Genomic DNA, 20,556 nt, shown 5'->3' on the forward strand with positions numbered 1-20,556 from the left:
ACCATCATTCTGATCCGGAGATCATCCAACGTGAAATGCCTTTCTGCAACCATGGTCCTGATGCTCTTCTTCGCGGTCCCATTCGTGCATGCTCAGACGTTGCACAGTGACAATGGTGACGGTACGTATACCAATCCCGTGATCGCGGCTGATTTTCCCGATCCCGATGTCATCCGGGTGGACTCCGTGTACTACATGGTCAGCACGACGATGTTCACTTTTCCCGGTGTGCCGATCCTCAAATCGCGGGACCTTGTGAATTGGGAATTCGCGTGCAACGCGGTTCCACGGTTTGACCACGGTCCATGCTATGACCTTCAGGGGTGCAACCGCTACGGGCACGGGCAGTGGGCGACCAGCCTGAAATATCACAACGGGAAATTCTATCTGCTCTTCATCACGCTCGACGAAGGCGGATTTCTGTGCACGGCCGACAGGCCGGAAGGCCCCTGGCAAACGAGGAAGTTGCCCAAAGGCTTCTACGATCCGGGGCTCTTCTTCGATGAGGATGGGAAGATCTACGTTGCGCACGGGTACAATGCCATCTTCATGACGGAACTCGATGAGGACTTCGCCGCCAGGAGCAAGGACTCTCTCGTGTACAAGGGCGACATCCGGGGAGGGCTGGAGGGCACGCACGTCTACAAGGTCAACGGATATTACTACCTGTACTGTACCTATGGCGGACTCGACGGGTTCCAGGTGGCCCTGCGATCGAAAAGCATCTATGGTCCGTATGAGCAAAAGGTCGTGATCCGCGACACGACGCACGGGATCAACTACGGCATTCACCAGGGTGCATTGATCCAGACCGTGACCGGAGAATGGTGGACCATGCTGTTTGTGGACAACGGTCCTTTCGGCAGGTTCCCTTCCCTGCAGCCTGTCACCTGGACCGATGGCTGGCCTATGGTCGGCGTCCGCGGGAAGGCGGTTGTCACTCACCGCAAGCCGGATGTCGGTGGGGCCTTCCCACGGCTCGTCCTGCCCACGTCCGACGAATTCTCGAGCAACGTCCTGGGGATGCAATGGAGCTGGAATCACAATCCTGATCCCGGGTGCTGGTCGCTCACCGAACGGCCTGGCTACCTGCGGCTCAGAACCGCGAGCGTGACCGACAGTCTGCCGAAGGCGCGGAACACACTGACCCAGAGGATGTTCGCTCCGTACGTGGATTCACTCGTGACCGTCGGAACGGTGAAGGCGGACGTCGGTCACCTGCAGGAGGGTGATGTCGGGGGGCTGGCAGTGTTCCAGGACCCGTACGGTTTCATCGCGTGCAGAAGATCGGGCGGGGTCACCTCTATCGTGATGGTCAATAATGGGAAGGTCATCGACTCGGTCGTGATCACCGCGCCCGTGGTGTTCTTCCGGGCACATGCCTTCCATGGCTCCGGTGCGGCGCCGCTCTATGGCGGCAAGACCGTTCCGTTCTCCGGGATCGCGGCATTCTCCTACAGCCTGGATGGCATAACGTTCAAGCCGCTGGGAAATGCGGTCGCAATGCGGTTCAATCTGCGCGTCTTCACCGGGAACAAATTCTGCGTCTTTGCTTACGCCGGGATCGGAAAAGGAGGGTTCATGGATGTCGATTGGTTCCGGACGAGCATGGTGCCCTGTGATCCGGTCGCGCAGGGGTTGACGTCGAAGTGATCTTATGGGAGGGGGGTGTGGTGGCAGTTCATCTAATTGAACACAGACAGGACAGAGTATCATGAGAAACATTCGTAGCGGCCGCACCGTCCTCTCGCTTGTGACCCTTGTTGCCGTGCTGTCCTGCATCGGGTCCGCACAGCACCTCAGGATCAATGATCGCGAGTATTTTGATGAACCCGGTTTCAACGTCATGGTGTTCAGCGGCGAATACAACGGCTTCTTCTTCGATGAGAAGACCGCGGGAATCGGCATGGTGCATCACGGTGTCCGGACGGCCACCGGTGGAGCGGTCCGGCTGAGCGCCACACCCGAGCAATGGGACCTGATCCCCGAAATGACATCGCGGCGTGTGGATCGGGCCAACAATGCGATCGAGGTGACACTCAGGTACAAGGACTTCGACTTCGATTCCAGGGTGACCGTAACGGCCGAGGGCTCCGGCGTCCGGATCCGCGTCGTGCTCGACAAGCCCCTGCCGGATAGGTTGGCGGGTCATGCCGGGTTCAATCTCGAATTTTTGCCGTCCGCGTATTTCGAGAAGACGTACTTCATGGACCGGACCAGCGGGGTCTTTCCGATCCATCCGGTGAGTGACACGGAGGTCCGCTCGGCAAAGGATATCATTCCGCAGTTCAATGGGTATTCGACATTCGATCTCCACGGGCGCAGCGAGTTCATCGAGCCGGAGCCGATGGTATCCGGCAAGACTCTTGTGCTGGCCCCGGAAGACCCGGAACGTCATGTCCGTATCCGGTCGTTGTCAGGAGACCTCCTCCTCTTCGATGGAAGGATCATGGCGCAGAACGGATGGTTCGTTGTGCGCACGGTGATCCCCGCGAACAAGACGGGGACCGTGGTGGAGTGGGTGGTGGAGCCCACAGTAATTCCGTCCTGGAAACGTACCCCTGTCATCGGGTTCTCACAGGTGGGCTATCACCCCCGGCAAAATAAGGTCGCCGTCATCGAGCTCGACCCGGCCGACGCGCCGCTGGCACAGGCCACCGTCGTCCAGCTCACGCCCGAAGGCGCTCCGGCACAGAAGTTTGCAGGGCCGGTCCGGCCGTGGGGCAAATACCTCCGGAATGCGTACGCAACATTCGATTTTTCCGCACTGCGGGATACGGGGATGTATGCGATCTGCTATGGCGACCAACGGACGCAGTTCTTCCGCATCGCGGAGAATGTCTTCGATGACGTCTGGCATCCGACCATGGATGTATGGTTCCCTGTTCAGATGGACCACATGTCGGTGCGTGAGGCGTATCGGGTCTGGCATGGGCAGCCGTTCCGTGATGATGCCCTGCAGGCCCCGACCAACCTCCGCCACTTCGATGGGTACTGGACCGACTCGACGACAAATACCCGGTACAAACCGCTCGAGCGGATCCCCGGCCTCGATGTGGGAGGATGGTTCGATGCGGGCGACTTCGACATCGAGACCGGGCATCACTGTTCGGTGGTGCAGACGTTCGTGGACGTGTGGGAGCAGTTCGGCGAGCGGCGCGATCAGACACTTATCGATCAGCAGACCCGTTTCGTTGGCATGCATCGGCCCGATGGGAAACCGGACATCCTGCAGCAGATCGAGCATGGTACACTCCAGCTGGTTGCGCAGCACGAGAACGTCGGCTTTGCGGTGCGGGGGATCAATTTCCCGTTCCTGCATCAGTATCCGCATCTCGGCGACGGTTCGACCCTGACGGACAACTTGCCGTACAACCCACGCCTCAAGCCGTACGAATCGGATGGCAGTTCGTCCGGGACGCCGGACGACCGGTGGGTCTTCACCCCGCGGATGCCGCAACTGAATATCCAATCGATCGGTGCGCTCGCCGCTGCGAGCCGGGCACTCCGCGGGTACAATGACGGGCTCTCGCGCAGGGCTCTGACGTGTGCACTGAATGCGTGGGCGAAGGAACAGAGCGACAAGCGACCCGCGGACAACCGGTGGGCGGCATGGTTCCTGTCGAATGTTGAATGTCAGGCTGCACTGCAACTCTACGTGACGACCCATGACCAGGCTTTCCGTACGAGGTTTGAAGAACTGATCTGGCCCCAGTTGGATTCCGCGCTGGTCTGGAATATCGGGACCGCAGTGCGCGCGGTGCCCCACCTGTCGGATGCGTACAAGGCCCGCTTGCGCCCGTACATTCTCCGCTACAAGGAGATGATGCCTCGCCTGGCGGCTGACAATCCATACGGCGTGCCGATCGGGAAACGCGGATGGGCGGGGAACAGCGAATTGATCGTGTGGTCAACCACCAACTACTACATCCATCGTGCTTTCCCGGAGATCCTCGGACCCGAGCCCGTCTATGCTGCACTCAACTACGTCTTCGGATGCCATCCGTATTCCAATATCTCCTTCGTCGCCGGCGTTGGTACGCACGCAAAGAGGCGGACGTATGGGAGCAATCGTGCGGACTTCTCGTTCATCGCCGGAGGTGTGGTCCCCGGGGTGCTGCTGATCAAGCCTGATCTCCTGGAGAATATGGAGGACTGGCCATTCCTGTGGGGCGAGAATGAGGTTGTCATCGATATCTGCGCGGACTATGTCTTCCTGTCGCTCGCGCAGAGCGAGCTGTTGCGTGCCGGCGGCAAATGAGCCCTCCCGTATCAGGATCGAGGTAGGGACAACGTCAGCGCCGGGACGTGACCGGCCAACTTCCATCATTCGCACATCCAACGGGCCTGGTGGCAATGGACCCTGAGGAATAATGTCATTCATCCGTCCATCAAGCATGAGAAGAACATGAAACGTATCCTCTGGCTCCTTCTGCTCCTCCTTCCTGTTGCCGGGCATTCCCAAACGGCGCGGATCTCGATCGATACCGCCCGCGTGATCAGCGCCATCGATCCGAAGATCTACGGGATGTTCATGGAACCCATCCAATTCGACCCCAAGGTCTTCGGTGATACGCGGTACATCGACGCAGCACGCGAACTGAAAGTGACGAACATCCGGTGGCCGGGAGGCAACTATACCGCCGGGTACAACTGGCAGGACGGAGTCGGACCCAGGGACAAGCGTCCGGTGCGGAGGGAACTTGCCTGGAACTGGCTCGAGACCAATCAGGTCGGCACGGACGAGTGGATCAAGCTGAACAGCGCGATCGGTTCCGAGAATGTCCTCTGCCTGAACTTCGGCACAGGGACGATCGATGATGCCCGTTACTGGCTGGAGTACTGCAATGGTGAGCCGGGAAGTACCTATGCGGATCTCCGGGTGAAGAACGGGAACAAGAGCCCCTTCAAGATCAAGTACTGGGACCTCGGCAATGAGGTCGATGGCGAGCCATGGATCATGGGGTATAAGAGCGCAGATGACTACTGCAAGATGGCAAGAGAAGTTGCGAAGATCATGCGCTTCGCGGACAAGGACATCTCGTTCATTGCGAGCGGTTCGTCCAACTACACCCCCGATGGCAAGTGGGTGGACAGGAACTACCGTGTGCTGACGGAGCTTCATGACCTCGTCGATTTCATCTCGATCCATCGGTATTGGGAAGGCCCGCCCGACTACTACGGCTTCATGGGCCAGGCCGCACGCGACTTCGAAGAAAAGATCACCACGACAGCCAGCCTCATCGCCGCGGTACGGGCAAAGTACGCCATGGCGAAACCTATCTTTATCTCCGTCGACGAATGGGCGGCGTTCGGCCGTGGACTGCTCCCGACACTGGCCGTGGCCCAATGCTTCAACAGTTTCATCCGTCACGCCGATGTGGTGAAGATGACGAACTATACGATGCTCCCCAACGTCCTGGAACACGACCGTGAGAAGGGGCCCTTCCGGTCCCCACTGTTCTATACGATCAAGATGTTCTCGAACAACTGCCTGGGCAATGCCCTCGATGTGTCGGCGCGGTGCGATACGTTCAACACCAGTGCGGTCTATACGAACATTCCGTATCTGGACGTCACCGCGGTGTATGCACGCGATACCCGGTCGCTTGTCATCAACGTGGTGAACCGGCACAAGGATGCGGCGATCAGCACGGAGATCGTCAGCGTTGCCGGCGCATTCAGCGGCAAGGCGGCCGTTTCGGAGATCAATGCCAGCGATGTGAAAGCGCCGTTCGTCTTCGACAAGCAACAGGAGTACGTCCCCGTGCCGAAAGAGATCGCGGTGGGAGGCACTACCTTCACGTATGCATTTCCTGCCCACTCATTCACCCAGATCATCGTCCGGCTTGACTAGGATCACCTGAGTCCGACCAGAGGAGGTGCACCAGCGTATGAAGGTCTCACTGTTCCTTCTGCTTGTGTTGAACATGCTGTTCATGCCGCAGATCGTCACTGCGGCGGTGCCGGTCAATCACCGGCTGATCGTGCTTACGGATATCGAAGCCGATCCGGACGATACCGAGAGCCTCGTGCGCCTGCTGGTGTACGCGAACGTGCTGGATATCGAGGGGCTCATCGCGACGACCTCCACGCATATGCGCAACGAAGTGCACCCCGCATCCATTCTCCGTGTCATCGATGGGTACAGGAAGGTGCGGCCGTGTCTCCTCCGCCATGAACCCGGTTTTCCCCGCGCGGAGCAGCTGACCCGACTCGTCAAGGCCGGTCTGCCCGCGTATGGCATGCAGGGCGTGGGGGAGGGAAAGGACTCGGAGGGATCGGATTGGATCGTGACAGCTCTTGCCGACAACGATCCCCGCCCGCTCTGGGTCGCCGTCTGGGGAGGGTCCAACTGCCTTGCCCAGGCTCTGTACAAGATCAGTCACACCCGCAGCGAAGCCGCAGTCACGAAAATGATCGCGAAACTCCGGGTCTATACGATCTCCGATCAGGACGACAGCGGTCAATGGATCCGCACGACCTACCCCGGGCTGTTTTATATCGTCAGCCCGGGAGGGTACGGTGGGTCGATCTGGGCGGCGATCACCGAGCGGGCTCCGGGGTTCAACAACGAAGTGATCAGCAACGCATGGATCGCCCGCAACATACAGCAGGGACATGGACCCCTCGGCGCGTTGTATCCCGATGTCGCCTACGGCATGGAGGGAGATACACCATCCTGGCTCTCGCTGATCCCGAACGGACTGAACGCGCCCGAACACCCGGACTGGGGTGGATGGGGAGGGCGCTATGCATTGTCCACGCCGGGACTCGCAGACATCGATGCCGCGGGATTCACCGGCGGGGTGCCGGTGGAACCGGAGACCAGGCCCATCTGGGCCAATGCCACCGATCGTGTCCTGCCCATCGTGCACAATGTGATCGGGCGCGCGCAGGACTGCGATTCCGTTGCGCTGACCGGGTTCAAGCAGACGCTCTGGCGATGGCGGGAAGACCTTCAGAATGATTTCGCCGCGCGCATGGATTGGTGTACGATGCCGTACGCGCAGGCGAATCATCCTCCTGTCCCGGTGCTTGCTCATCCCGATACCATCACCATCCGTTCAGGCGAGACGTACATCCTGGATGCGATGGGCTCTACGGATCCTGATGGCGACAATCTGAGCTTTCTGTGGTTTCCCTATCCCGAGGCGGGATCGGGAAAACACACGGCGACGATCGCAGGAGCATGGAACATCGCTCACGTCCAGATCACCGCTCCGGTGGTAGAGAGCCCTGAGACGATCCACATCATCGTCAAGGTCACAGACAAAGGGACGCCGGGTCTCAGCCGGTACAAGCGGGTGATCCTGACGGTCCTGCCCGCGGGGGCAGGGAGCGGGCAGCATTGACACTGATGTCCCGGTGCTCACGAAGAGTGCGCGTCCCGGATATACAAGCTCACAATCATACAAAGGATAATCGCATGAGATACCTCGTGTTCATGGCGTTGCTCGTCAGCCTGGTGTGCTCCTCCGTCGCCCGGGCTGAAGACCCGGTGATCCGCGCACCGCGGGGGTTCGATTCACTCAGGGTCGGGATTCCCCACGGTACTCTGGACTCCGTCTTCTATCCCTCCGGGACCGTCGGGCAACACGAAAGGCGTTTGTGTACACGCCGCCCGGCTTCACGCGAAGCAAACGGTATCCGGTCCTGTATCTGTTGCACGGCATCGGCGGTGATGCAACGGAATGGCTCACGGGTGCACGGCCGCAGGTGATCCTGGATAATCTCTATGCGGACGGCGTGGCGGAACCGATGATCGTGGTCATGCCGAACGGTCGCGCGATGAAAGATGATCGTCCGGGAGAGAACATCTTCGACAGCGCGCGGGTTGCGGCGTTCACGACATTTGAACGCGACCTTATCGATGACCTGATCCCGTTCATCGAGCGGACGTATCCGGCGGACCGCGACAGGGAACGGCGCGCCATCGCCGGACTGTCGATGGGAGGCGGGCAGTCCCTCAATTTCGGTCTGGCGAATCTCGACCGCTTCGCCTGGGTCGGGGGGTTCTCCTCCGCCCCGAATACGAAGAAGCCGGAACTCCTTGCACCTCAGCCTGAGCAGCTCAAAGCGCGGCTCCGCCTGCTCTGGCTGTCCTGCGGAGACGAGGACAATCTGATCTCGATCACGGCACGCACGCATGCGTATCTCGAAGAACATACCGTACCGCATATCTTCTACATCGAGCCGGGTGTTCATGATTTCGCGGTGTGGAAGAACGACCTGTACATGTTCTCGCGGTTGCTGTTCAAGCCTGTCGATCCGTCGGCGTTTCCCCGGTACAGCGTCGTTGGCATGCCGGCGTCAACGAATGTCCCCGGTGCGAAGTACCCGCGTATCCTCCCGGATCGTCGTGTGATCTTCCGGACGAAGGCGCCGGCGGCCCGCGCGATGCAGGTCGACCTGCTCAAGAAGTATACGATGGTCGCCGACACCGGTGGATACTGGACGGCAACCACCGAACCGATCGTTGAAGGATTCCACTACTACTCGCTCTACATCGACAGCTTTGCGGTGGTCGATCCGGCGACACGCACGTTCTTCGGCATGGGCCGGATGGCGAGCGGGATCGACATACCGGAGGTTGGAGTGAATTACTACCTCCCGAAGGACGTCCCCCGTGGACAGATCCGGTCTGTGCCGTACTACTCCGCGATCACACAGTCATGGCGGCGGGCGTTCGTGTACACACCTCCAGGGTACGACCAGGCGACCACGAAGCGGTATCCGGTTCTCTATCTGCAGCATGGAGGAGGTGAAGATGAGACCGGCTGGCCGGAACAGGGATTCATGGGGAACATTCTCGACAACATGATCGCCGAAGGAACGGCGGTTCCCATGCTCGTCGTGATGGATCGTGGCTATGCCGTCAATCCCCTTGCTCCTCCGCCTCCCCGTGAGTTCAGTCCCCGGGCATTTCTCCTGATGAGCCAGACCCTGACCTCCGTGTTCACGAAAGAGATCATTCCGCTTGTCGACCGGGAGTTCCGCACTGTGGCGGACCGTGACCACCGGGCCATGGCGGGACTCTCCATGGGAGGATTCCAGTCATTCCAGGTCGTGATGAGCAATCTCGACCTGTTTTCGTACGTCGGCGGGTTCAGCGGTGCCGGGTTCCTCACGCCGGGCACGGATATCCGGACGATGCACAATGGGGCGTGGGCGGATTCCGCCGCGTTCAACCGGAAAATGAAAGTGATGTACATCAGCATCGGCACGGCAGAGCCGGAGATGATGTACAAAGGCGTCAACAATCTGCACCTTGAGCTCGCGAAGGCCGGGATCAAACATGTCTATTATGAATCGCCGGGGACCGCGCACGAATGGCTCACCTGGAGAAGGTCGCTGCGACAGTTCGCAGGACTCATTTTCCAATGAACGATGAGATCTCGATGTGCCGAGTGCATCCAGGCCGTACAGGGAATGACGCGGCGGGCCGATCGACCCGCAACGCGTCATCCAGCAACAGTCGATATTCCGTGAAGCGACGCGTGATAAGCATCCTGTTCGTCGTGGCCATGTGGTCTGTCCTTTGGGTCAGCGCCGCACACCCCGGGGAAAAGTTGTACACGAACACTTTTCCTCCCGATGATATCGTCCTGCTGGACGGTCCGTTTCGTCATGCCCGTGACCTGAACATCCGGGTCCTTCTCCAGTATGATGTCGACCGGCTGCTGGCGCCATACCGGAAAGAGGCCGGTCTCCCGCCAAAGGCCGCCAGCTATCCGAACTGGGATGGACTCGACGGTCACATCGCGGGCCACTACCTGTCTGCCATGGCCATGAATTATGCAGCGACGCGCGACAGCGAGTGCAGGCGGCGTCTGGATCATATCGTCGCGGAACTCCGCTCCTGCGCCGATGCCCACCGGAGAAGCCACGCGCAATGGGGTGCCGGCTATGTTGGTGGCGTTCCCAACAGCGCCGCGATCTGGTCCGCCGTGAAGGCCGGGGATCTGGGACCCTATCGTGCCGCGTGGGTCCCGTGGTACAACGTCCACAAAATGTACGCCGGGTTGCGCGACGCCTGGGTCTATGCCGGTAACCGGAATGCGCGGGATCTCTTCCTGGGTTTCTGCGACTGGGCTGTCGCCCTGACCTCCGCCCTTCCGGATTCCGTCATGCAATCAATGCTCGAGACCGAACATGGTGGCATGCCCGAGGTCCTTGCCGATGCATACGCCATCACGGGCGATGCGAAGTATCTGGCGACCGGAGAGAAGTTCTCCCATGCGGTCCTCCGTGATGCGCTTGCAGCGGGGCGTGACGAACTGGACAACAAGCATGCAAACACCCAGATACCGAAGGTCATCGGGTTTCAGCGTATCGGAGAACTGATGCACGATGATCGGTATACGGCTGCGGGCAGGTTCTTCTGGGAAACGGTAACGGGACATCGGAGCCTTGCCTTCGGCGGCAACAGCAGGAGGGAGTTCTTTCCCGCTCCCGCGGCATGCGACGACTTCATTTCGGATGTGGAAGGCCCTGAGTCCTGCAATTCCTACAATATGCTCCGGCTCACGGAAGGTTTGTTCAGAGTGGAGCCGCTGGCGTGTTATGCCGACTACTACGAACGGACCCTGTTGAATCACACGCTGTCGACGCAACACCCGGAGCATGGTGGATTCGTGTATTTCACCCCGGCCCGCCCCCGGCACTACCGGGTGTACTCCGCACCGAACCAGGCGATGTGGTGTTGCGTCGGGACGGGAATGGAGAACCACGGGAAATATGGTCAGTTCATCTATACGCATGGGAGCTCCGATCTGTACCTCAACCTGTTCATTGCGTCTGAACTTGAGTGGAAGGAAAAGGGACTGCGGATCAGGCAGGAAACGACGTTTCCGTATGAGGCGCAGACCCGGATCCGGATCATTGCAGGGTCCGGCCGGATCCGTCTGATGGTCCGCCATCCCTCATGGGTCCCGGACGGCGGACTTCGTGTCGTAGTCAATGGGGAAACGGTTTCGGTCCATTCTCGGCCCTCGTCCTACGTGCCCGTCGACCGGCGATGGAAGGCCGGAGACATCGTCGAGGTCCATCTGCCGATGCATATCACTTCCGAACCCCTGCCCAATGTCCCGGCCTATCGGGCGTTCATGTACGGACCCGTGCTGCTCGGGGCGAGGACAGGCACCGAGGATCTCGCAGGTCTCGTTGCGGACGATGGCCGATGGGGACAGATACCCGCGGGAGAACGGTTGCCTGTCGACGGGGCTCCGATCCTTCTCAGCAGTGACCCTGCTCTCCTCCCTGAGGCATTCGTGCCGGTTCCCGGACAATCGCTCACCTTCACGGCGCCCGGCCTCAGAATGGTCAATCCGATCCCGTTGCGGCTTGAACCCTTCTTCGGCATTCATGACACAAGGTACATGATGTATTGGATGTCGGTGACGGATGCAGAGTACGGCGCTTTGCGCGACTCGCTTGCCGCTGCCGAGGGCAAACGCATGGCGCTCGATCGCCGTACGATCGACCGCGTCGCGTCAGGCGAGCAGCAACCGGAAATGGACCACGCGATGCAGACCGATCGTTCCCGCACGGGTTCAACGCTCGACCGGCTCTGGCGTGATGCATACGATGGAGGGTCCTTCGGCTATGAGATGGCGACGCATGATGCCGTCGGGTTGGGGCTCCGCGTCACGTATTGGGGAGCAGAGTGGGGGAACAGGAAGTTTTCGATCCTCGTCGATGACACACTCCTGTACGAGGAGGACAACACCGGACGGTGGAACCACTCGACATTTCAGGAGATCGAGTATGCGATACCTGACGCGCTCGTCCGGGGGAAGGCGGGAATACGGGTGACGTTCCGGTCACTGCCCGGTTCCACCGCGGGCGCTGTGTACGGACTCCGGCTGGTCAGAGCAGGAGACACGGTGGGGGGGCCTTGACCGGACATCCGCGCGCGCGATCTTTCCCCGGATCGACCGGGGATGCGGTCCGGCGGGCGGGCGCAAGAACAGTGAAACAGGCATGCCATCACTGAAAACACAATCCGTGCCCGGAAGCCAGTATGCGTCCGGCACACCACATCAGGAACACTCAATGGAAACGAATCTCATGAAGGTACGATCTGTTTTCCTCATTGCCATGCTCATCGTCGCGCCCGGCCTGCTCCTGGGCCAGGCGGGCAATACTCTGGTGGTTCACGCCGATGCAGGCAAAGACACGATCAGCAAATTCATCTATGGCCAGTTCGCCGAACATCTTGGCCATGGCATCTACGGCGGACTCTGGGTGGGGGAGAACAGTGCGATACCGAATACACGGGGTATCCGTACGGATGTCCTCGATGCGCTCAGGAAGATCAAGGTCCCCGCGATCCGCTGGCCCGGGGGTTGCTTCGCCGATGAGTATCACTGGCGCGATGGCATCGGGGCACGCGCGAGCCGTCCACGGATGGTGAACTCGAACTGGGGAGGCGTCACGGAAGACAATAGCTTCGGCACGCATGAGTTCATGGACCTGTGTGAGCAACTCGGGTCCGAGCCGGTGATCTGTGGGAATATCGGGAGTGGCAGCGTGAAGGAGATGGCCGATTGGGTGCAGTACATGACGTCGGCGGGGGAGAACCCGATGAGCACATTACGCAGGAGCAACGGTAGAAACGCCCCGTGGAACGTGCGGTTCTGGTGCGTCGGGAACGAGACGTTCGGCTGCGGCGGTATCATGGATGCAGCGCACTATGCCAACGAATTTGCGCGGTACTCGTTCTTCCTCAAGGACTTCGATGGGAACAGGTTGTACAAGATCTCATCCGGCGGCCTCCCGGAGGATTATGCCTGGACCGAAACGATCATGAAGAAGTGGCGCGAGACCGACGGATGGCTGCAGGGATTTCTGAGCGGCTATTCGTTGCACTACTATACGGTGGATGACTGGAACCACAAGGGTTCGGCGACGGCGTTCGAGGAGCGGGATTGGTTCACGAGTCTCTCGCGTACGCTGAAGATGGAGGAGTTGATCCAGCGGCATTCAGCGATCATGGACACCTACGATGCCGGAAAGCGGATCGGTCTGATCGTGGACGAATGGGGCAACTGGTTCGACGTTGAGCCGGGGACCAATCCGGGCTTCCTCTTCCAGCAGAATACGCTTCGCGATGCGGTGGTAGCAGCGGTCAATCTGAACCTCTTTCACAAGTATTGCTCCCGCGTCAAGCTGACCAGCATCGCACAGATGGTGAACGTTCTCCAGGCCATGATCCTGACGCGCGACAAGGAGATGCTCCTGACACCCACATATTACGTGTACAAGATGTACACCGTACATCAGGATGCTGTCATGCTTCCGGTGGACCTGCAGTCGGGCACGTGTACGAATGGTGGAAAGACCATCCCGGCACTCAGCGCGTCCGCGTCACGCGACAAGGACGGGAAGGTGCATCTGTCGATCGCGAACCTGGATCCGGCGCATCCCCAGAAGGTCCGTTGCACGCTGGCCGGTGCGAAAGCAACGGCAGTGACCGGAGAGATCATCGCGGGCGCGGCCATGAATGCGCATAACGAATTCGGGAAGCCCGAGGCGGTGACGATCACGCCGTTCAAAGGTGCAACGGTCGAGAATGGCGTCGTCACAGTGACACTCCCCGCTCACGCGGTGGTGACGCTCGAACTGCGGTAGGTCGCTGGTTGCAGAGGGGTGTGGTGGGCCGCTGCTCTTCCTTGGTCCTGTACGTCTCCTCCTCTTTGTGCCGTCGGCGCAGACGGCACAAAGAGGTGAGCGGGGATCGGTCACGCTATGGCCGGATCAGCGGAACAGCGGCGGCGCGAACTGGTCGAGGTTCTACCCGCCAGAGAGGCCACGTGTTTCCACCCGGATATGCGTGGTCGCTGTACCGGCAGTCCGTCTCCTGGTTATCGGACATAGAGGAGCTTGATGGTCTCGGAGAAGCCGTCGGCCTGCATGCGACAGAAATAGGTTCCGCTGGGCAGGGCCTCGGGCGTCCAGACGACCTGATGGTCGCCCGCCGCATGCTCTTCATCCGTGAGCACCTGGATCCTCGCTCCGGTCACGGAGAAGATGGACAGCGAGACGTGACCGTTCCGGGGAACGGTGTATGTGATCCGGGTTGCGGGGTTGAACGGGTTCGGAAAATTCGGGAGGAGCCTGTAGCTGTCGTGAGGCAGGCCGGTGGCGCGTTCGGCAACGGAGGTGACGAGGTGCGTGCCGTCTCCCGTGAGGGTGATCTCGGACCGTTTGTTCGTGCCTGCACCGCGGGCATTGAGCAGGGCAAGATGATTGTCGCACGTGGCTCCACCGCCTTTCGGAAGCGGAATCGTCGCGGCCTCGGCGTCGAGTCCCATCAGCTGAGCGCCGATCGTGTCGGTAGCGACGGGGTCCTTGCCGACGATCAGTGCGTGGCGACGGGCGGGCGCGAACGTCGGATTCCAGACGCCTTCGCCTCCCGTGGCGTTGCGGATGCCATCGATCACCGCGAGGTGGACCGGTCGTGCCTTGTTGAGGTCGCACACGGAGCGGGGGAGATAGAGGGTTGAGGAGCCGCCGTCCGCACTGTGCAACGCGGAGCGATTGCCGGTATTGCTGGGGAGGGTATAGCCTGTGATGGGGACGATCCCGACCTGATTCTTCAGCGAGCCGGAGAATCCGTTCTCGTAGTGGTGCTTCAGTTTCGGGATCGAGATGTACGTGTCGACCTCCGTGAGGATCCGGTTCATCGAGAACGACGCGAAGTTGTGATACGGTGCTCCGGTCGTCACCGTCGCGAGGTCCGGATACGGTGCGGCGGCACTGAGATTGATGAACTGGCAGCCGATCGCATTCTTCGCCGCGGTGAACCCGAAGGTGTCGGTCGCGCCGAACGGCGCGTTCGTCCCTGTATCCCACAGCGCCTCGACGATCGTGATGTTGCCCGGGGAGACACCGGCATCGACGAGGAGTTCCGCAACGGCGCGCATCACGGCCGGATGTGTCCACATTGCCTCGGTGATCGGAACGCCCTTGAGCGCGGCGCTGCTCGCGCTGCCGGAGCCGCCGACAAGGTTGATCTTGATCGCCACTTTGGAATCGGTACGGACAATGTCAGAGATCCCGCCGATGGCCTCGAACAGCGCCTGGACCTTTGCCTTCACGGCGGCGACATCATAGGCATCCGCCGCAGTGGTGGTGGTGTCGGCGATACCCACCGTGGCCAGAGATGTTGCGTCCATGTGCGCAAATGCGCTCCGTGGGATGAGGAGGGGCGAGAGGGCCATGCCGAATGCCGCGGTGCCGGCCGCACGGAGAAAATCACGGCGGCATACGTCGTTCGCATGGTACGGGCTGCTGTGTGATCGTTTCATATGTGCGCTTTCCTGAAGTAGGGGACAGGGAGCCCGGAGGGTGCGAGGCTGACCAGGGTCTCCTGTCCGATGGTCCGGAACGAACCACAAGGGCGGTTCCGGAGGATAGGCAGGGGCCGGGTTGCGGACCTTGCGGGACAGCAGATAATAGGGGGTGTTTTTGACAATGTCAAACTTTGGTTTTAGTTCTTGCTTTTTGATATCCAATCATGTATACTTGAACCGGTTCATTTCTGGCTATGAAAGTACAGAACAAGGACCCAAACGAGGAAGGGAGAAGAGTGTCAGGAAAGAAGGTCACCATCTCAGATGTGGCGCGCCGCGCGAAGGTGTCGAAGGGAACCGTCTCGGCAGTGATCAACGGCAAGTCGAACGTCAAGTCCTCCACCCGCGACCACATCCTGGAGCTGATGAAGGAGATGAATTACCGGCCGAAGGGGACGGCGCGGAACCTGCGTGGCGAGCATCCCGAGAAGAGCATCGGGTTGATCCTGAAGGACATTTCCTATCCCTTCTACACGGCGATCGCGGCTGGTGCGAAGGAGTATGCTGCATCGAAGGGATACGCAGTCGTTGTCGCCGGATCGGATGATGATGTGGAGAACGAGAAGAAACTGACGCGGTTGTTCTCGGCGAAGGATATCAAAGGTGCGATCATCGCACCCGTGGTCGCCGGCACCGCCGAATTCGAGCATCTCTATATGCTGAAGATGGTGAACTATCCGTTCGTGTTGCTGGAAGACGTCCAGGGGATCCAGGCGAACGTCGTTGCGATCGATAATATAAAAGCCGTCAAACGTGCGGTGAAGTATCTGATCGAGAACGGTCATCAGCGCATCGTGCATTTCGCCGGTCCGCCCCACTCCTCGCACACGATGGAACGCGTGGAAGGATTCCGGTACGCGTTCAGCGAGAGCCCGCTGGTGTTCGGCAAGGAAAACATCGTCTATGCCGGTTCGCATTACGACGAAGCCTACCAGAAGACGATAGAGTATTTCAATGAACGGCCGCGCTCCGAATATCCGACCGCGATCGTCTGCTTCAACGATCATCAGGCGCTCGCGGTGATGTGCGCCCTGCGCGAACTGAAGATCCGTATGCCGGAAGACATCTCGTTGGTCGGCATCGACGATATCTATTACGCCCAGATGTACCCGATCCCGTTGACGACGATACGTGCACCGCAGCATGATATCGGCATGAGGGCCGCCGAGATCCTGATCCGGAACATCGAGTCACAGCACATCCTCCCGATCGAGCGCGTTGTGTTGGAAACGGAATTTGTGATCCGCGAGACCACCCGGTCTATCAGCGCACCTGGTTCTTCCGTACCGGCCTGAGACAGCAGAACAGTGGAGAGAGGCTTCTCGCCGTGCTGTGAATTGAACCGGGTCAATGACGTTTTGACTGATTCATGTGTGTTAGAATGAAATTTTTCCCAGATTCGCCCCCACTAGAGAATGAAGGCAACTTCCCATGGTATACTTCCCCGATGTTCCGTCACCGATATCGTACGAGGGCTGCGATTCGAAGAACCCACTCGCGTTCAAATGGTATGACAAGGGACGAAAGGTCGGGACGAAGACCATGGCCGACCACCTGCGCTGTTCGGTGGCGTACTGGCATACGATGAAAGGCTCCGGCGCGGATATGTTCGGCGCGCCGAGCATGAAGCGTGCGTGGAGCGAAGGGGGGTCGCCGATGGAGATCGCACGGAAGACGCTCGACGCAACATTCGAGTTCCTCCAGAAACTGGGCGTCACGTATTATTGCTTCCACGACCGTGACATCGCGCCTGAGGGTGCCACGTTCGCAGAGAGCTGCCGGAACCTGGAGGCGATCGCCGAACAGGCGAAGGTCCTGCAGAAACAGACCGGGATCAAACTGCTGTGGGGCACCGCGAACCTCTTCGGCGATCCGATCTACGGACAGGGTGCGGCGACAAGTCCCAACGCCGCGGTCATGGCCCGTGCAGCGGCCCAGGTGAAACTCGCCATCGATGTGACCCGGATGCTCGGCGGTGAGAACTATGTGTTCTGGGGTGGGCGGGAAGGGTACGAGACCCTCCTCAATACCGATATCCGGCGTGAACAGGACCAGATGGCCCGCTTCTTCCGCATGGCCGTCGACTACAAGAAACAGACCGGGTTCACGGGACAATTCCTGATCGAGCCCAAGCCGGCGGAACCGTCAAAGCACCAGTATGATTTCGACGCGGCGACCTCGCTCGGATTCCTCCGTGCGTACGGACTGAACGATCATTTCAAATTGAACATCGAGGCGAACCACGCTACGCTGGCGGGACACACGTTCGAGCACGAACTCGCCGTGGCCTCCGCGGCGGGCGCGCTCGGCAGCGTCGACGCCAACCGCGGTGATCTCCAGCTCGGCTGGGACACGGACCAGTTCCCCACGGATGTCTACAGTACGACGTTCGCGATGATGATCATCCTGCAGCAGGGTGGGCTCGGCACGGGCGGCCTCAACTTCGATGCAAAGGTGCGCCGGAGCTCCACCGACCCGCTCGATCTTTTCCATGCGCACATCGGTGGCATGGATACCTTTGCCCGCGGCCTGTTGATCGCCCACGAGATCATCAGTGACGGTGTCCTCGCTCAGCATCTGGCGAACCGCTATGCCAGCTTCACCTCCGGCATCGGGAAGGACATCATGGATGGCACGGTCGGCTTTGCCGACATCTACCGCCGCGAACTTGAAGCCCAGGAACCCGTGCTGGCGAGCGGCAGGCAGGAGATGCTGGAGAATCTCATCAACTCGTATATCCGGTGAGGCCCTCACCCCATGGCAACGCTCGATGATATTTCCAGTGCGGATGTCGGTCAGTCAACCGCACGTACAGGTTACAGAGACCACCGGCGTCCGATCGGCGAACGCGTGGAGGACCTCCTCCGGCACATGACGCTTGAGGAGAAGGTCGCGCAGATGGTCTGCGTCTGGCACGAGAAGGATGTCCGGGTACTGAACAGCGATGGCAAACCCGATGCCTGTGTCGTGCAGAAACATCTGCCGTTCGGTGTGGGACAGATCGCGCGGCTCAGCGATACGAACGGGGGGTTGTCCCCGCGCGAGACCGCCGAGTTCGCGAACGAGATCCAACGGATCTTCGTCGAACACACGCGGCTGGGCATCCCGGTGATCTTCCACGAGGAGTGCCTGCATGGGCTCGCCGGACGGGATGCGACGAGTTATCCCCAGCCGATCGGCCTCGCAGCGACCTTCGATCCGGACCTTGTCGAAAGGATCTATGCCGGCATCGCCGCCGATGTCCGGAGCCGGGGCGCGCATCAGGCGCTCACCCCCGTGCTCGATGTCGCCCGCGAACCGCGGTGGGGACGCGTGGAAGAGACCTTCGGGGAGGATCCCTACCTGGTCTCCCGTATGGGCATCGCGGCAGTGAGGGGCTTTCAGGGAGATGCATCGTTCCGCGACCGCAGGCACCTGATCGCCACGCTCAAGCATTTTGCCGCACACGGACAGCCGGAATCCGGCACCAATTGTGCCCCCGTCAACGTTTCGGAACGCCTGTTGCGCGATACGTTCCTCTATCCGTTCCGCGAAGTCCTTGCCCATGCCAACGCGCAAAGCGTGATGGCCGCCTACAACGAGATCGACGGCGCACCCTCGCATGCGAACCCGTGGCTGCTGCGCGATGTTCTCCGCACGGAGTGGGGATTTGCCGGGACGGTCGTATCGGACTACTACGCGATCACCGAACTGCATCAACGCGAGGAAGCCACCAGCCACGGCGTGGCGGGCAGCAAAGCCGAAGCCGCACAACTCGCCGTCAAGGCGGGTGTGAACCTGGAGTACCCGGAACCGGATTGCTACCCGTCGATCACGCAGCTGGTGCGCGATGGCGCGCTCGAAGAGTCCGCGATCGACGAGCTGGTCCGGCCGCTGCTGTACCAGAAGTTCCTCCTCGGACTGTTCGAAGATCCCTATGTCGATCCATCTGTACTCGATCCCGATCGGACGCTGGCGGAGGAACGGCCGCTGGCGCGGCGCGCTGCCTGTGAGACGATCACGCTCCTGAAGAATGAGGGGGCGATACTTCCCCTCGACCCGATGAAGTACCGGACGGTCGCCGTGATCGGGCCGAATGCGGACCGGGTGCTGCTTGGTGGGTACAGTGGTGTCCCGCGCTTCACATCGACCGTCCTGGACGCGATCCGGGATCGGATCGGCAAAGATTGCACCGTCCTGCATAGCGCAGGCTGCAGGATCACGGAAGGCGGAAGCTGGAATGAGGACGAGGTGCATCTCCCGGACTCCGCAGGGGAGGAACAGCGCCTGGCGGAGGCGGTCTCCGTCGCGCGCAAGGCCGACCTGGTGGTGCTGGTGGTCGGCGACAACGAGCAGACGTCGCGTGAAGCGTGGAACCGTGCCCACATGGGAGACCGGACAAGTCTGGAACTGTTCGGCCGGCAGGGCGACTTGCTGAAGGCCATGGCGGCGACAGGCAAGCCGGTGGTCATGGTCCTCTTCTGCGGACGCCCGCATTCCCTGACGATCGCTCATCAACGAGTTGCGGCGATCATGGCCTGCTGGTATCTTGGTCAGGAGGCGGGGCATGCGGTCGCCGACATCCTTTTTGGCGACGTCAACCCCTCGGGAAAACTGCCGATCTCCTTCCCACGGTCGGTCGGACATGTGCCGTGCTACTACAATCACAAACCTTCGGCACGCAGGGGATACCTCTTCGACGAATCGACGCCTCTGTATCCTTTCGGATTCGGTCTGAGTTATACACAGTTCTCCCTGTCCAACATCAGCCTCGCTGCACCCTGCATCGGGACCGGCGAATCCACGAGCGTGAGTGTGGAGGTGACGAATACCGGGGAGCGGGAAGGGACCGAGGTCGTCCAGTTGTATGTCCGTGATGTCGTTGCCTCTGTCACGAGGCCGGTCAAGGAACTCCGGGGCTTCACGAGAGTCACCCTCGGGGCGGGAGAGACCACGCGTGTCAGCCTGCCCATCACGCCTGATCTTCTCAGCTTCACGACCATCTCGGGCGAATGGAAGGTCGAACCCGGTGAGTTCCGCATCATGGTCGGCTCGTCATCAAGGGACGAAGACCAGGTCAGCGTCACGTTGTCCGTGCGCTGATCCCATTGCGTCGAGAACATGATCCACAGCAACCATGTGAGGTGGTAGTGCAGGAACACAGAAACTCTCGGTCGGCGAAAAGATCGCCTACAGCCTCGGCGACGGTGCAGCGAAC

Annotated in this window: 10 protein-coding genes and 1 pseudogene; 10 read left to right on the forward strand and 1 reads right to left on the reverse strand. The window is 60.3% G+C overall.

Annotation, left to right across the window (positions count from 1 at the left end):
- The first annotated feature begins 30 nt into the window (after positions 1-30).
- The 7 genes and pseudogenes from IPI01_17580 to IPI01_17610 all read left to right on the forward strand — a co-directional run bounded on the left by IPI01_17580 (position 31) and on the right by IPI01_17610 (position 13,635).
- Positions 31-1,653, forward strand: a complete 1,623-nt coding sequence (locus IPI01_17580) for a glycoside hydrolase 43 family protein (protein MBK7259573.1) — start codon at positions 31-33, stop codon at positions 1,651-1,653.
- Between the two features lie 61 nt (positions 1,654-1,714).
- Complete coding sequence (locus IPI01_17585) at positions 1,715-4,261, forward strand: glycoside hydrolase family 9 protein (GenBank protein MBK7259574.1); 2,547 nt, start codon at positions 1,715-1,717, stop codon at positions 4,259-4,261.
- 147 nt (positions 4,262-4,408) lie between these two features.
- Positions 4,409-5,857, forward strand: coding sequence for an alpha-N-arabinofuranosidase (locus IPI01_17590; protein MBK7259575.1), 1,449 nt, complete (start codon positions 4,409-4,411; stop codon positions 5,855-5,857).
- A 37-nt stretch (positions 5,858-5,894) separates the two neighbouring features.
- Positions 5,895-7,355: a DUF1593 domain-containing protein gene (locus IPI01_17595; GenBank protein MBK7259576.1), complete on the forward strand. Its 1,461-nt coding sequence runs from the start codon at positions 5,895-5,897 to the stop codon at positions 7,353-7,355.
- A gap of 74 nt (positions 7,356-7,429) precedes the next feature.
- Positions 7,430-9,387 (forward strand): annotated as a pseudogene (locus IPI01_17600) (esterase).
- Positions 9,388-9,527: 140 nt separating this feature from the next.
- Positions 9,528-11,903, forward strand: coding sequence for a glycoside hydrolase family 127 protein (locus tag IPI01_17605; GenBank protein ID MBK7259577.1), 2,376 nt, complete (start codon positions 9,528-9,530; stop codon positions 11,901-11,903).
- Between the two features lie 154 nt (positions 11,904-12,057).
- Complete coding sequence (locus IPI01_17610; protein ID MBK7259578.1) at positions 12,058-13,635, forward strand: alpha-N-arabinofuranosidase; 1,578 nt, start codon at positions 12,058-12,060, stop codon at positions 13,633-13,635.
- Between the two features lie 233 nt (positions 13,636-13,868).
- Here the strand turns inward: IPI01_17610 and IPI01_17615 are convergent, their stop codons facing one another.
- Positions 13,869-15,314, reverse strand: coding sequence for a DUF362 domain-containing protein (locus IPI01_17615; protein ID MBK7259579.1), 1,446 nt, complete (start codon positions 15,312-15,314; stop codon positions 13,869-13,871).
- 281 nt (positions 15,315-15,595) lie between these two features.
- Here IPI01_17615 and IPI01_17620 point away from each other — a divergent pair, with 281 nt between their 5' ends.
- The 3 genes from IPI01_17620 (at position 15,596) to IPI01_17630 (ending at position 20,441) form a co-directional block, all read left to right on the forward strand.
- Positions 15,596-16,654, forward strand: coding sequence for a LacI family DNA-binding transcriptional regulator (locus tag IPI01_17620; protein MBK7259580.1), 1,059 nt, complete (start codon positions 15,596-15,598; stop codon positions 16,652-16,654).
- Positions 16,655-16,790: 136 nt separating this feature from the next.
- Entirely contained in the window at positions 16,791-18,104 is a 1,314-nt protein-coding gene (xylA, locus tag IPI01_17625; GenBank protein ID MBK7259581.1) for a xylose isomerase, read from the forward strand.
- Between the two features lie 12 nt (positions 18,105-18,116).
- Entirely contained in the window at positions 18,117-20,441 is a 2,325-nt protein-coding gene (locus tag IPI01_17630) for a glycoside hydrolase family 3 C-terminal domain-containing protein (protein ID MBK7259582.1), read from the forward strand.
- Positions 20,442-20,556 lie beyond the last annotated feature (115 nt).

It is taken from the genome of Ignavibacteriota bacterium (assembly GCA_016707525.1).
Lineage (GTDB): Bacteria > Bacteroidota > Ignavibacteria > UBA10030 > UBA6906 > JAGDMK01.